At 69.6% G+C, this 13,805-nt stretch carries 11 protein-coding genes; 4 read left to right on the forward strand and 7 right to left on the reverse strand.

The features are described 5' to 3' along the window. Positions 1-33: 33 nt before the first annotated feature. Positions 34-534: a transcriptional regulator NrdR gene (gene nrdR, locus ABTX24_RS07510; protein WP_160025421.1), complete on the reverse strand. Its 501-nt coding sequence runs from the start codon at positions 532-534 to the stop codon at positions 34-36. 398 nt (positions 535-932) lie between these two features. Here nrdR and ABTX24_RS07515 point away from each other — a divergent pair, with 398 nt between their 5' ends. Beyond that, entirely contained in the window at positions 933-1,829 is an 897-nt protein-coding gene (locus tag ABTX24_RS07515) for a hypothetical protein (protein ID WP_350838543.1), read from the forward strand. Positions 1,830-2,019: 190 nt separating this feature from the next. Here ABTX24_RS07515 and ABTX24_RS07520 read toward each other — a convergent pair whose 3' ends face one another. Next, entirely contained in the window at positions 2,020-2,397 is a 378-nt protein-coding gene (locus ABTX24_RS07520) for a LysM peptidoglycan-binding domain-containing protein (RefSeq protein WP_160025423.1), read from the reverse strand. Positions 2,398-2,579: 182 nt separating this feature from the next. On the opposite strand from ABTX24_RS07520, the gene lexA reads away from it, so the two are divergent. From lexA to ABTX24_RS07535, 3 genes are all read left to right on the forward strand, one after another. Then, positions 2,580-3,347: a transcriptional repressor LexA gene (gene lexA / locus ABTX24_RS07525; RefSeq protein ID WP_160025424.1), complete on the forward strand. Its 768-nt coding sequence runs from the start codon at positions 2,580-2,582 to the stop codon at positions 3,345-3,347. 86 nt (positions 3,348-3,433) lie between these two features. Then, a complete protein-coding gene (locus tag ABTX24_RS07530; protein ID WP_350838545.1) occupies positions 3,434-5,104 on the forward strand; it encodes an alkaline phosphatase D family protein in 1,671 nt (556 codons plus the stop codon). A 74-nt stretch (positions 5,105-5,178) separates the two neighbouring features. Then, on the forward strand, positions 5,179-6,735 hold the full coding sequence (locus tag ABTX24_RS07535; RefSeq protein ID WP_350838547.1) for an MXAN_6640 family putative metalloprotease: 1,557 nt from the start codon (positions 5,179-5,181) through the stop codon (positions 6,733-6,735). 58 nt (positions 6,736-6,793) lie between these two features. Here ABTX24_RS07535 and ABTX24_RS07540 read toward each other — a convergent pair whose 3' ends face one another. From ABTX24_RS07540 to ABTX24_RS07560, 5 genes are all read right to left on the reverse strand, one after another. Beyond that, positions 6,794-8,788, reverse strand: coding sequence for an ATP-dependent DNA helicase (locus ABTX24_RS07540; RefSeq protein ID WP_160025427.1), 1,995 nt, complete (start codon positions 8,786-8,788; stop codon positions 6,794-6,796). A 10-nt stretch (positions 8,789-8,798) separates the two neighbouring features. Beyond that, the gene (locus tag ABTX24_RS07545; protein ID WP_160025428.1) at positions 8,799-9,551 is read right to left on the reverse strand and encodes an SGNH/GDSL hydrolase family protein; all 753 of its coding nucleotides are present in this window, start codon (positions 9,549-9,551) and stop codon (positions 8,799-8,801) included. Between the two features lie 191 nt (positions 9,552-9,742). Further along, positions 9,743-11,227 carry a GTPase HflX gene (hflX, locus tag ABTX24_RS07550; protein WP_350838549.1) on the reverse strand — a complete coding sequence of 495 codons (1,485 nt, stop codon included), beginning with the start codon at positions 11,225-11,227 and terminating at the stop codon, positions 9,743-9,745. 60 nt (positions 11,228-11,287) lie between these two features. Then, a complete protein-coding gene (locus ABTX24_RS07555) occupies positions 11,288-12,919 on the reverse strand; it encodes a VWA domain-containing protein (protein WP_350838551.1) in 1,632 nt (543 codons plus the stop codon). Positions 12,920-13,021: 102 nt separating this feature from the next. Continuing rightward, positions 13,022-13,798 carry an SDR family NAD(P)-dependent oxidoreductase gene (locus ABTX24_RS07560; RefSeq protein WP_350838553.1) on the reverse strand — a complete coding sequence of 259 codons (777 nt, stop codon included), beginning with the start codon at positions 13,796-13,798 and terminating at the stop codon, positions 13,022-13,024. Positions 13,799-13,805 lie beyond the last annotated feature (7 nt).

A 13,805-nucleotide genomic window follows, 5' to 3' on the forward strand; every position in this document is an offset into this window, starting at 1 on the left:
CCTGCCCGGGCCGGTCTGTGTGTCCCGTGGGACCTAGTCGGAGCCCACCGGGGCCTCGACCGGATGTTCTGCCTCGAAGTCCTGGACTTCCCGTTCCGTACGCAGCATCTGGATCTCACGCTCGAAGTCCTCCACCGAGCCGAAGGCCCGGTAGACGCTCGCGAAGCGCAGGTAGGCCACCTCGTCGAGCTCCCGCAGCGGCGCGAGGATCGCCAGCCCCACCTCGTTGCTGGGAACCTCGGCCAGCCCCTGGCTGCGCAGCGCCTGCTCGACCTCCTGGCCGAGGCAGGCGAGCTGGTCCTCGGTGACCGGCCTGCCCTTGCACGCCTTGCGTACGCCGTGCACCGCCTTGTCGCGGCTGAACGGCTCCGCTGCGCCGGAGCGCTTGGCCACCATCAGCTGCATCTGCTCGACGGTCGTGAACCGCTTCCCACATTCCTGGCAGACCCGGCGGCGCCTGATCTGGCCACCGTCCTCGGCCACGCGGGAGTCGAGCACCTTGGTGTCGCTGTGTCGGCAGAACGGACAGTGCACGGTCGAGCCCCTCTCGTGAGACCTGTGGATCCAGGCCGTCTCATTGGCGGCCCGAGCCTGTGGAACCTGTGGATATGAGCGTGAGTCCCTGTGGAACAACACCCCCATCGCTGTGGGCCATCCGCCTGTTCATGTGAACTAGATGTGGATAACTACAGCGGTGTAACTACTAGATGTAGTGGTAACCGTACGCCCGCCCCCACGACGATGCAAGCGAGCGCCGTGTTTACCCGCGTGTCCGGCGTGTCGCCGGTCAAACACCGAAAGATTCCGGTTCAGCGGCGACGGACTGGCCTGGATGAGTAAGAATGACCCCCGTGACAAACATCTCCGGAGGAAATCGCGTCGGGTCGCGGAGAGGCACGCGCCCCAGAAGCGGTCCCCGGCCACCTTTCATCTTGCCTGCGATCGCGACACTGGCCTTCCTCGTCATCTGGGGAGTGCTCGTGTGGGTCGCCGTCGGTTTCGGGGCCGACGCACGGGGAGGCGATTCCGGCGCCTGGGCGAAGCTCGCCATCGCGGCGGTCGTTGCAGTCGCCTGCCTCTTCCTGACCTTCACCTTCGCCGGGAAGGCCTGGCGGGCCTTCTCCGGCTCCCCCACCACGCCACCCGCCGACGACTACGCCGGTAGCCACTCCAACGCCTACGTCGAGGAGCAGGACTACTCGGCCCCGGCCTACTCCGACCAGGCCTACCCTGAGCAGGCCTACCCGGAGCAGGACTACTACGGCACCGGCTCCTACGGCTACGACGACACCGGTTCGTACGGCCGGCACAGCTCCGACACCGGGAGCCAGCCGCCCTACGGCGACACCAGCAACCGCTCGGCCTACACCGACACCGGCTCCCAGTCGCCCTACGGCTACCCCAGCAGCGACCAGGTCTACGGCAACACCGGCAGCCGGGCCGCCTACGGTGCACCGTCCTACCAGCCGCCGACCAGCCCGCCGCCCGCCCCGCAGCCCTACTACTCCAGCCCGCCGACACCGACGTCGACGCCGCAGAGCGCTTCGGGGTACGGCTCGCAGGGATACGGCACGGACAGCTACCCCACCCAGCAGGCCGGCTCCCCTCAGTATCAGTCGGGCGCCTACCAGACCCCGACCGGCTACGGCCAGACCGGCTCGCGGGCTCGCCTGACCCAGGACCCCGCCGCGACCCAGGCGATGCCCACCCAGCGCCAGCCCCAGGAACCGACGGCCGAGCCGGACGACGAGTGGCCGCCGCGACACAGCACACGCAACAAGCAGTGGCCGCCGGCCGAGCCGGACAGCCCCTACCGCGGGCGCCACTGACCCGACACAGCGAGAGTGCTGCAGACGCTTCCCATCGTCTGCAGCACTCTCACTTTTCCCCGGTAGCCGGCCGCCAGGGTGCCCGCTGCGCGGGCTGACTCCCTCGCTCGGCGCGAGCGGACGAGCAAGCTCGCCGCTCGACCTCGCTCAGTCGTCTCGAAGGAGCAGCCGGACATCTATGCGGCGCCGCCTACGGCGCGGTCGGAACGATCAGCGTCTGTCCGGACACGAGCATCGAGGACTCGAGACCGTTGAGCTCCTTGATCCTCTGCTCCATCTCCCGAATCGAGGAGTCGGTGCCGGCGACGGCCTTCGAGGAGATGTCCCAGAGCGTGTCGCCATCGCCGACGACCATCGTGTGGGCGGAGGTGGAGGGGCTTTTGTCGGCACCGTTCTCCACCGCGAACGCCACCCGCGCCCCGATCAGCGCGATCCCGAAGAGCACGACGAGCGCGAATGCGAACACGACGACTCGGCCGCGACGCGTGAGCCGCACGGTCGAGCGACGCACCTCCGGCGCCGGACGCGGCGGCTCGGCTACGGGCAGCACATAGACGGTTGCACTCATCTCACGGCCTCCTGATCACAAGTCTCTCGATCACGTGTTCGATCGAGCACATGTTCGAAGGTAGATCACGTGTTCGAACAACGCAAGTAGCGACCCCAAGAATTTTCGAACGCCGACACGCGCCGCCCGCGAGGTCGAACAAATGTTTGATGTCGTGGTGCCAGAGGGACTAATGTGATGACATGACCACGCAGAAGACAGGCACCGGATCAGGCGGTTCGAAGAAGAGCCGCGTCCGCGAGCTGCCCGACGGGCCGCCGGACGCGACCGGGCTCACGCCGCGTCAGCAGCGCATCCTCGCTCACCTGCGCGACAGCATCGAGCAGCGCGGCTACCCGCCCAGCATGCGCGAGATCGGGGCCGCGGTCGGGCTGACCAGCACCAGCAGCGTCGCCCACCAGCTCCGTGCGCTGGAGCAGCGTGGTCTGATCCGCAAGGACCCGAAGCGACCGCGCGCTCTCGAGGTCTTCCTCCCGGAGGTGATGGCCCACCGCAAGGCCATGTCCGGCGAGGAGCCCGAGTCGACGATCACCGCCGAGGCCGACATCAACCCCAACCCCGACGCCGCCATGGTCCCCCTGGTCGGACGGATCGCGGCCGGTGGCCCGATCCTGGCCGAGGAGACCTCGAGCCAGCAGAGCATCGAGGACGTCTTCCCGCTGCCCAAGCAGCTGGTCGGCAACGGCGACCTCTTCCTGCTCTCGGTCTCCGGTGACTCGATGGTCGACGCGGCCATCTGCGACGGCGACTTCGTGGTCGTGCGCCAGCAGCCGACCGCCGAGAACGGCGAGATCGTGGCCGCGCTGATCGACGGCGAGGCCACGGTCAAGACGCTCTCCCGCAAGGACGGCAAGGTCTGGCTGCTGCCGCACAACGCGGCGTACGAGCCGATCGACGGCACCCACGCGACCATCCTCGGCAAGGTGACGGCGGTTCTGCGAAGCCTCTGAGCCCTCCCGGAACCAGTCCGGGAACACTGCGTGAAATCCAGCCGCCGGCCCATGACAGGGCCGGCGGCTGCGTCGTTCCATACAGCGTGACCCAGACGCAGATCGACCGCCGTACCCTCATCGCCGCCGGGCTGGCGACCGCCGCAGGGGCCGGAGCCATCGCTCTTCCCGAGCCCGCCGAGGCCGCGGGCAGCACGCTCAACCACTTCCAGCACGGTGTCGCCTCCGGTGACCCGCTCCCGGACCGCGTGGTCATCTGGACCCGGGTCACGCCGACCGCGGACGCGACTCCAGGGTCCGGACAGGGCGAGGAGGTGCTGGTCCGCTGGGAGGTGTCACCCACCGCCGACTTCGGCCGCGTCACCGCGAAGGGATCCCAGCAGACGGGCCCCGACCGCGACCACACCGTGAAGCTCGACGTCTCCGGCCTGGCCCCGGAGAGCTGGTATTTCTACCGCTTCACCTACAACGGCCAGACCAGCCGGGTCGGCCGCACCCGCACCGCTCCGGCCGCGGACGCAACCCCGGAGAACGTACGTTTCGGGGTGGTCTCCTGCTCCAACCTGCAGGCCGGCTGGTTCGCGTCCTACCGCCACCTGGCCGCCCGCGACGACCTGCACGCGATCCTCCACCTGGGCGACTACCTCTACGAGTACGCCCCCGGCGAGTACGGCTACGGCATGGCCAACGAGGACGTCCGGCCGCACGAGCCGGCCCACGAGATGCACACGCTGGCCGACTACCGGATCCGGCACGCGCAGTACAAGCGCGACGTCGACCTCGCCGCCGCCCACGCCCGGCTGCCCTGGATCGTCACCTGGGACGACCACGAGTCGGCCAACGACGCCTGGCTGCTGGGTGCTGAGAACAACGAGCCCGGCGAGTACGACTGGATCGACCGCAAGACCAACGCCAACCAGGCCTATGACGAGTGGATGCCGCTGCGCGTCGGCGGCACGGCCACGGTGGAGACCGACGGCCACCTCCACGACCGCATCTACCGACGGCTGCGTTTCGGCAACCTGCTCGAGCTGAGCATGCTCGACCTGCGCTCCTACCGCTCCCAGCAGGTCGCCCGCACCGACCTCGCCGACGTCGACGACCCCGACCGCACGATCACCGGCGACGAGCAGCTCGCCTGGCTCAAGGACGGCCTGCTCACCGATGCCCAGTGGAAGATCGTCGGCAACCCGGTGATGATCGCGCCGGTCACGTTCGGCGCGCTCCCCAAGAGCCTCATCAGCCCGGTCAACGACGTCACCGGCCTGCTGCCCGACAACGGCATCGCCTACAACGTGGACCAGTGGGACGGCTACACCGCCGACCGCACCGAGCTCTTCGAGCACATCCGCAACAACGCGATCACCGACACCGTCTTCGTCACCGGCGACATCCACTCGGCGTGGGCCTGCGACCTGCCGTACGACTCCGCCGTCTACCCGCTCGGCAGGACCGCCGGAGTCGAGTTCGTGGCCACCTCGGTGACCTCGAACAACCTCAAGGACATCCTCGGTGCGCCGCGCCGCACGGTCAGCCTCACGGTCGAGAACATCATCAGGACCGCCAACCGCCACGTCCGCTACCTCAACTTCGACGACCACGGCTACTCCGTGCTCGACGTGACCCGCAACCGGGCTCAGATGGACTGGTACGTCATCGGCGAGCGCAAGGACTCCAACACCGCCGCCACCTGGACCAGGTCGTACGCCACCGCAACCGGAAGCAACAGGCTCCATCACGTCACGGAGCCCGTCTAGGCCGTGTCCCCCGGACACAGCGACGCTCTGCGCTTAGACTGCCCAGGTCTGCCTTCCCGAACGTCTGGTATCTCATGCGAAACATTGCCCGCCGGATCAACCGCAAACAACGATCCCTCGTCCTGATCGCAGGCATGGTCGTCGCGACATTCGTCGCCACCATGCCCGCAACCGGTTCGACGCCGGCGACCTCGGTGAGGACCGGCGGTGACACCAGCGCCGAGCAGCCGGTGACGGAGAAGGCGGCCCGGGAGGCGCTCGCCGCGGCCAAGAAGGTCAAGCGCAACCAGTCGGTGCGCGGCGCTCGTCAGGTCGTGCCCGGGCGGCACGTCGCCGGCCGGCCCGACGCGACCATCGCGCTGACCGACCTGTGGAACGCCAAGGACGCCCTGGACGGCTCGAACAAGGCGGCCGCGCGTGAGCTGCTCGCCCGCCCGCGCACCGCCACCCAGACCTGCAGCGACGCGGTCTGCGTCCACTACACGCCGGGCAAGGGCGGCGACCGTGCCTCGTCGACGTACGCGAACCAGGTCCGCGACGTGGTCACGAAGGTCCACAACCTCTACGTGCAGGCGGGCTACCGCAAGCCCGCGGCCGACAAGTCGGTCACCCCGGGCAAGGTCGACATCTACCTGGAGAACCTCTACGACGAGGGCTACTACGGCTACTGCGCGCCGGAGACCAAGGTCTCCAAGACGGCCGCGACGGCCTACTGCGTCATGGACAACGACTACGCCACCAGCGAGTACGGCACGGTCAACACGCCCACCGAGAACCTCCGGGTGACCGCTGCCCACGAGTACTTCCACGCGGTCCAGTTCGCCTACGACGCCGGCGAGGACCGCTGGATGATGGAGTCGACCGCGACCTGGGTCGAGGACGAGGTCTACGACAGCATCAACGACAACCGCCAGTACCTGGGCTACGGCCAGCTCGAGGACCAGCGCAAGCCGCTGGACAACTCCTACGCCTCCAACCTCGGCATCTACGGCAACTGGATCTTCTTCCGCTACCTGTCCGAGCGCTTCGCCAAGGAGCGCGGGACCCTGCCGGAGGTCGTCCTCTCGATCTGGAACCGAGCGCCGTCGACCTACTCGACCACCGCCATCCGGCAGGCGCTTGCCGCTCGTGGCACCACGCTGAAGCAGCAGTACATCCGCTTCGCCGCCGCCAACCTGGCCCCCTCGAAGACCTACAGCGAAGGCCGGTTCTACTACCCGCCGGTCTACGACGGCCGCACTGCGCTGCCCGCCAAGCGCCAGACCGTCGACGGCCAGTTCACCCTCAAGCACCTGACCTACGCCTCCCAGCGCCTCGTCCCGAAGAACGTCGGCAAGGGCTGGAAGCTGCGGGTCAAGGTCGACGTGGCCCGGCCCAACGCCAACGGCGCCGTGGTGAGCATCTTCCGCACCGACGGCACCCGCGGCGTCTACTACCTCAAGCCCAACAGCAAGGGCATCGCCACCAAGACCATCGAGGGCTTCTCCTCGAAGCGGATCCGCAAGGTCGAGGTCACCTTCGCCAACGCGAGCAGCAACTTCGACTGCGGCCAGGGCACCGCGTTCTCGTGCCACGGCATCGCAACCCCCGACAAGGCCACCCACCGCTGGTGGGCCAAGACGTACCGCTGACCCCTCACATCACGCCGAGTCGGCTCGTTAGAACGAGCCGACTCGGCGTGATGTGAGGTCAGGACGAGGCCATCTCCGACAGGCGCTTGAGGGCCTTCCGTACGACGTCGGGGTCGGTCGTGGCCCACATCGGCGGCAGGCTGGCCTTGAGGAATCCGCCGTAGCGGGCGGTGGCCAGGCGGGCGTCCAGGACGGCCACCACGCCACGGTCGGTGGTGGTGCGGATCAGCCGGCCGGCCCCCTGTGCGAGCAGCAGCGCGGCATGGGTGGCGGCGACCTGCATGAACCCGTTGCCGCCGGCCTTGTCCGCCGCCTGCTGCCGGGCTGACATCAGCGGGTCGTCGGGCCGCGGGAACGGAATCCGGTCGATGATCACGAGCTGGCAGGTGTCACCGGGGACGTCGAGGCCCTGCCACAGCGACAGCGTGCCGAAGAGCACCGTGTGCGGGTCGGCGACGAACTGCGCGGCGAGCTCGGGCAGCTGCGCGTCGCCCTGGGCCAGCGTGGTCAGGTGAGGCAGCTTCTGGCGCACGACCTCGGCGGCGGCCTCGGCGGCGCGCCGGGAGGAGAAGAGCCCGAGCGTACGCCCGTCGGCGGCGTCGACCAGGTCGACGATCTCGTCGAGGGTCTTGGCGCCCATGCCATCGCGTCCGGGAGGAGGCAGGTGGCGGGCGACGTAGAGGATCCCCTGCTTGCCGTAGTCGAACGGGCTGCCGACATCGAGCCCGATCCACGGCAGCACGTCATCGGTACGCTGCGCCCCGGCGCCCACCTCGGTGCGCTCCTCCGCCTTGAGCCCGAGGGATCCGGCCACGGGGCCGAAGTCGCCGCCGAGCTTGAGGGTCGCCGAAGCGAAGACGACGGTCTTCTCGGTGAGCAGCTTCTCGCGCATCTGCGCCCAGACCTGCAGCGGCGCGACGCAGAGCCTCGGCGGGATCCGGTCCCCGCCCTCGTTGAGCCAGATCACGTCGTGCTCGGAGGCGGCGGCCATCCGCTCGGCGGTGGTGAAGACCTCCTGCAGGCCGCCCTTGGCCTGCTGGAAGCCGGGGTCGGCGCCCTCGGAGTCCTTCGGCTTCGGGAGCGCGGAGAGCGCGGACCGAGCGGCGTCGCGCACCAGCACGAGCGCGTCCGAGACGACCTCGGGCAGCGTGATCAGCCGGCCGGGCGAGGTCTCGTTGATCGCCGCCCGCAACGCGTCGGAGGCGTCGGCGAGGTCGTCGGCCTCGGAGCCCTCGATGTGCTTCTGGGCCCGTCGGGCGGCCCGCTCCACCTCCGCCGCGGTCAGCTCGTCGGTCGCTGCCTGGGTCACTCGGGCGACGAGCTCGTGGGCCTCGTCGATCACCACGGCGTCGTACTCCGGGATCATCGGCACGCCCTCGATCGCGTCGATCGCGAGCAGGGAGTGGTTGGTGACGATCAGGTGGCTCTTCTGGGCCTTGTCGCGGGCGACCTCAGCGAAGCACTCCTCGCCGAAGGGGCACTTGGCGGCGCCGAGGCAGTCGCGGTGGTTGACAGAGACCTGGCGCCACTCGCGGTCGGTGTGGCGGGGCGCGGAGTCGCGCTCGCCGCTGCCGCCCTTCTCCGCCTCCTTCTCGGCCCAGCTGCGCAGCTCGAGGACCTTCTCGGCCATCGGGCCCAGCGGGACGTCGACCAGGGTGCCCTGGTCGTCGGGGGCGCCCTCGCGCACCCGGTGGAGGCAGGCGTAGTTGGAGCGGCCCTTGAGGACGGCGTAGGACGCGTCGACGCCGGGGCGCGAGCCGATCGCCTTGACCAGGCGCGGCAGGTCACGCTCGACGAGCTGGTGCTGCAGCGCCAGGGTCGCGGTGGCGATCACGACCCGGCTGTCGTGGAGCAGCGACGGGACCAGGTAGGCCAGCGACTTCCCGGTGCCGGTGCCGGCCTCGACGAGCAGGTGCTCCTCGTCGGCCAAGGCCTGCGCGACCGCGTCGGCCATCAGCACCTGACCCTCGCGGGTGGCCCCGCCGAGGGTCGCGACCGCATCCGCCAGTGCTTCACGTACGGGCGTCGGGGATGCGGTTTCGGTGACGGTCACTTGGGCAACCTTAGCCGTGGGCGGGGACAGTCTCCGATCGGCTCTCCGCGATCCGGCGGGCGACGATCTCCCCGAACTGCATGTGGCCCGCCACGGTCAGGTGGGTGTTGTCCTCGAGCATCGGCAGCTCGAGGTCGAAGACGTTGATGTACGTCACCCCGTACTCCGCCGAGACCCGCCGCATCATCTTGTTGACGCCCCGGATGGCCTTGGCGCGGGAGTTCACCTTGGGCGCGCTGAGCACGATCACCTCGTGGCCCTTCAGCTCGTCCAGGGTGGCCCGGAAGCCCTTCTCGACGTCGTCGAGATCGCTCTTGGAGTCGTTGATGCCGCCCTCGAGCACGACCAGGTCGGCCCCCTGCGCCACCGCGTCGGGGACCCGCTCGGGGAACGAGATCGGGCCGCACCGCTCCATCAGCTCGTGCGAGTAGCCGGTGCCGCCGAAGCCGGAGACCCGCACCTCGCCGTCGAGGTAGCGCGGCCAGGACAGGCCGGGGTCGTCCAGCCCGAAGCCAGAGGCCCAGGAGTCACCGATCACCACGACCTTCTCGCCGGCTCCGGTCACCACAGAGGCGCGGGTCACCGACTCGGCGGCCAGCCGAGTGCACAGATCCTGGGTCACCTCGGACTCGTGGCTCGCCTTCTGCCCCGGGAGCGCGCCCTCGTCCTGGCTGCCGCAGCCCGCCAGCGTGGCCACCAGGACAGCACCAGCCAGCGCGCTCACGATCGTGGCGCGCGCCGCGTGGCGTACCTCTGTCCGCATCCCTGACCTCTCCGACGACCGATCGTCCCAAGTGTGAGGGACCAGCCTGTCATCGCCAATGTCGCAACGCCGGATCAGCGTCGAAGATCAGCGCCCGAGATCAGCTTCCAAGATCATGCAGAGTGCGCGCTGCGCGCGCTTACTCCCTCGCTCGGCGCGAACGGACGAGCAAGCTCGCCGCTCGGCCTCGCTCAGTTCGTGTACGCAGCCAGCTCCCCGGCCAGGTCCGCGTTGGCACGGCCCTTGACAATGGTGCCTTCGGCAGTGTGCTCGAGGTGGTCGATCTCGCCGTGCTGGTGGATCCGGTTGACCAGGTCGCCCCGCTCGTAGGGAACCAGCGCGGAGAACTCGACACCCGGTCGCGGCAGGTCGGTCTCGACGGCCTTGATGGCCGCGTCGATGCCCTCTCCGGTCTTGGCCGAGACCGCGACGGAGTGTGGCTCGGCGCGCAGCAGCCTGGCGATCACCAGCGGGTCGGAGATGTCGGCCTTGTTGATCACGACCAGCTCCGGCACCTCGCTGGCACCGATCTCGGCGAAGACCTCGCGCACCGCGGCCAGCTGACCCTCGGGATCAGGGTGAGAACCGTCGACGACGTGCACGACCAGATCGGCGTCGGCGACCTCCTCCAGCGTCGAGCGGAAGGCCTCGACGAGCTGGTGGGGCAGGTGGCGCACGAACCCGACGGTGTCGGACATCGTGTAGACCCGGCCGTCCTCGGTGGTGGTGCGGCGGGTGGTCGGGTCCAGGGTCGCGAAGAGCGCGTCCTCGACGAGCACCCCGGCACCGGTGAGCCGGTTGAGCAGCGACGACTTGCCGGCGTTGGTGTAGCCGGCGATCGCGACCGCCGGGATGTGGTGGCGCTTGCGGTCGGCACGCTTGGTGTCGCGGGTGCCCTTCATCGCCTTCAGCTCACGGTTGAGCTTGGCGATCTTGGTGTTGATCCGGCGGCGGTCGGTCTCGATCTTGGTCTCACCAGGACCACGGCCACCGATACCGGCACCACCGGCGACACGGCCACCGGCCTGGCGGGACAGGTTGCCACCCCAACCACGAAGCCGCTGCTTCATGTAGTTGAGCTGGGCGAGCTCCACCTGTGCCTGGCCCTCGCGCGACTTGGCGTGCTGGGCGAAGATGTCGAGGATCAACGCGGTCCGGTCGACGACCTTGACCCCGGTCCGGTCCTCGAGGTTCCTGAGCTGGCTCGGCGCGAGCTCGCCGTCGGCGATCACGGTGTCGGCGCCGGTCGCGGCGACGATCTCCTTGAGCGCCTCGACCTTGCCGCGTCCGATGTACGTCGCGGGGTCCGGCGCCTGGCGGCGCTGGTAGATCGCCTCGAGCACCTCCGAGCCGGCCGTCTCGGCGAGGAGCGCGAGCTCGGCCAGGGAGTTCTCGGCGTCGGTCTGGGTGCCGCCGGCCCACACGCCCACGAGCACCACTCGCTCCAGGCGAAGCTGGCGGTATTCGACCTCGGTGATGTCCTCGAGCTCGGTGCGCAGGCTGGCGACGCGCTTGAGCGCGTGCCGCTCGGCGAGCTCCATCGCACCGACGGTGGGGTCGATGTCCTCAGGATCCTCGTCGGCGTAGCCGGACTCGAACCCGTCATCGAGCGCGTCCCAGTCCTCGGTGGCCTCGAGCTCGTCAGCGAGTGAAAAATCGTGTGCGTTGTTCGTCATATACCAACAAGGGTACGGCGCCGCACCACCCGGGGGACAATGCTTATCCAAGAGCGCGCCTCAGCGCTGCTCGAGTGCCTCTCGCAGAACGGTTCCGACGTCCTCCGGCCGCTGGGCGACGTACGCCGCCCCACCGGTCGCATCGGCGATCGCCTGCAGCGTGCCGAGGTCGGCGTCGGCGGTGATCCCGATCCCCAGGATGCGGACCGGCCGCCGTGGGTCGGAGGCAGCCTCGAGCTGGCGTACGAGCTCTGCCACGTCCATCGATTCGGGGTCGTCGTTGGTGCCGTCGGTGAACAGGAGCACGTCGTTGGAGGCCAGCGGGTCGTAGGAGGCGACCGCGGCCTGGTAGGCCGCCAGGGCGGTGTCGTGCAGGGAGGTGCCGCCACCGGTGCGCTCGGTGAGACCGGCGATCTCCTCGGTCAGCTGCGCGCGCTGGTCCTTCGAGGCCAGCTGACGGGTGGGGACGAGCACCTTGTGGTCCGCGCCCAGCGTGCCCTCGGTCTTCTCGGAGAAGGCCCAGAGCCCGAGCGCGGCGCTGCCGGGAAGGAGACCGACGGCCTCCGAGGCAGCCTTCTGGGTGAGCTGGAGGCGGGTGGTGGCGCTGTCAGGAGCGGCCGGCCAGGCCATCGAGCCGGAGACGTCCATGACCGCGACCGCCCGGGTCGGCCGAAGCCTCGCGTTCCACTCCGCGGCCGTCTCCGCCACCGCGGCCGTGTCGACGCGGGTGTACGCGCCCACGTTGGGCGCCGGCTTGCCGGCTCCGGTGGTGCGGAACCCGGCCTGGGTCAGCGCGGTGTCGGCGGCACCGCTGTCGAGCACCCTGGCGAAGCTGGTGATCGAGGCGGCGATCGAGTTGCGGCGCGAGGCGTCGGCGGTGATCAGGACCGGGTAGTCGAGGACCACCGTGCCCTCCTTCGGGGCACTGGCCTTCAGCGACGGCGCGTACGTCGACCACTGCTGTTCGCTGGTCGCGGTCACTCCGCTCATGACCGTCTGCAGCTCGGCCAGGCGTGCCGAGTCGGTCGGCCCGGCGCCCTCCACGCCGGAGGCGAGCCGCTCTGCGTACGGCTCCAGCTTGGCCTCGCTCTGGGGCTTCCCCCGGCTCGCGACGGCTGTGCCGAGCGCGCTCATCATCCGCTGGGGGTCGCCCATCAGCAGGTCGTCCTCGGCGAAGGCCTCGGCGTAGGAGGTGCGGGTGAGCCCGTCGCCGGAGACGAGCACGACCGGCGAGGAGGCCATCGAGGCCCGCAGCGTCACCGGCTCGACGGCCGGGTCGACCCGGTCCAGCCAGACCGAGGAGTCAGGGATCCACACATCGGGGAGATCGCCGTCGAGCGCCAGCGGCTGGAGGACCTGGTCGGCCTTGGTCGCCTCCACCTCGATCTGGCCGCAGCCGGCGTCCTCGAGGATGTTGCCCACGACGGTCGCCGCCTCAGGAGCCACCGCGACCGTCATGTCCGGGCCGAGACAGCTCCGGTCGTCGGTCGAGTCCGCGTTGCCGTTGGCGACCAGCGCGGTCGCGAGCAGGCACAGTGCCAGTACGCCGGCCGCACCGGCGATCACGCCGACCGTCTCCCGCGTCAGGCGTGGCTCGCGCGAGGGCTCGCCCGGTCCCGCCGACCCCGTGGGGTCGTCGGGCTCGATGATCGCGAGCGCCTTCGACGTACTGGTGTCCGCCTTATCGGACATGCGAACTCCTTGCTCCGACATCCGCGGAGCGGTCATGAAACGGTCCGCGGCTGGCGCACACATTAGCGGTGCGCCAGCCGTCGGGGTACTTCTTGCGTTCAGTTACTTCGGTGGCATCCGGATGCCACCGTCGACGCGGATCGTCTCGCCGTTCATGTAGTCGTTGGTCAGACACTCCACGACCATGCTGGCCAGCTCCGCCGGCTCACCGAGCCGGTGCGGGAACAGCACGCTCTCGCCGAGCTTGGCCTTGAACGCCTCCGACTCCGGGCCCTCGCCGTAGATCGGGGTGTCGATCAGCCCCGGGGCGACGGTGTTGACGCGGATGCCGACGGCGGCGAGGTCGCGCGCGAGCGGGAGGGTGAGGCCGACGACGCCGCCCTTGGACGAGGAGTAGGACACCTGCCCGATCTGGCCGTCGAAGGCCGCCACGCTGGCCAGGTTGACGATCGCGCCACGCTGCCCGTTGGCGTCGGGCTCGTTGCGGCTGATGTAGGTCGCGGCCTGGCGGCACATGTCGAAGGTGCCGATCAGGTTGATCGCGATGACCTTCTTGTACGCGTCCAGGTCGTGCGCCGAGCCGATCTGGGCGTCGCGGCCGATGGTGCGCTGCGCCCACCCGATCCCGGCCGAGTTGACCACCGCCTTCAGCGGCGCGATCTCCACGGCCCGCTCCACGGCGTTGGTGATCTGGTCGGTGTCGGTGACATCGACGGGCACGAACAGGCCCTTGATCTCCTCCGCGAGGGCCTCGCCCTTGTCCTTCTGCATGTCCGCGACGATCACCGTCGCACCCTTGGCCGCCAGCGCCCGGGCGGTCGCCGCCCCGATCCCGCTGGCCGCACCGGTCACGATCGCTGTGCTATCAGTCAACTCCATGGGCAGC

Source organism: Nocardioides sp. NPDC127514 (genome assembly GCF_040302125.1).
Taxonomy (GTDB): domain Bacteria; phylum Actinomycetota; class Actinomycetes; order Propionibacteriales; family Nocardioidaceae; genus Nocardioides.

What these genes read in the sequence shown, in the direction of transcription:
- lexA (WP_160025424.1), top strand. Translation starts at nt 2,580, where the DNA reads ATGACCACGCAGAAGACAGGCACCGGATCAGGCGGTTCGAAGAAGAGC.
- ABTX24_RS07545 (WP_160025428.1), bottom strand. Translation starts at nt 9,551, where the DNA reads ATGCGGACAGAGGTACGCCACGCGGCGCGCGCCACGATCGTGAGCGCG.
- hflX (WP_350838549.1), bottom strand. Translation starts at nt 11,227, where the DNA reads ATGACGAACAACGCACACGATTTTTCACTCGCTGACGAGCTCGAGGCC.
- ABTX24_RS07555 (WP_350838551.1), bottom strand. Translation starts at nt 12,919, where the DNA reads ATGTCCGATAAGGCGGACACCAGTACGTCGAAGGCGCTCGCGATCATC.
- ABTX24_RS07560 (WP_350838553.1), bottom strand. Translation starts at nt 13,798, where the DNA reads ATGGAGTTGACTGATAGCACAGCGATCGTGACCGGTGCGGCCAGCGGG.
- ABTX24_RS07535 (WP_350838547.1), top strand. Translation starts at nt 5,179, where the DNA reads ATGCGAAACATTGCCCGCCGGATCAACCGCAAACAACGATCCCTCGTC.
- ABTX24_RS07520 (WP_160025423.1), bottom strand. Translation starts at nt 2,397, where the DNA reads ATGAGTGCAACCGTCTATGTGCTGCCCGTAGCCGAGCCGCCGCGTCCG.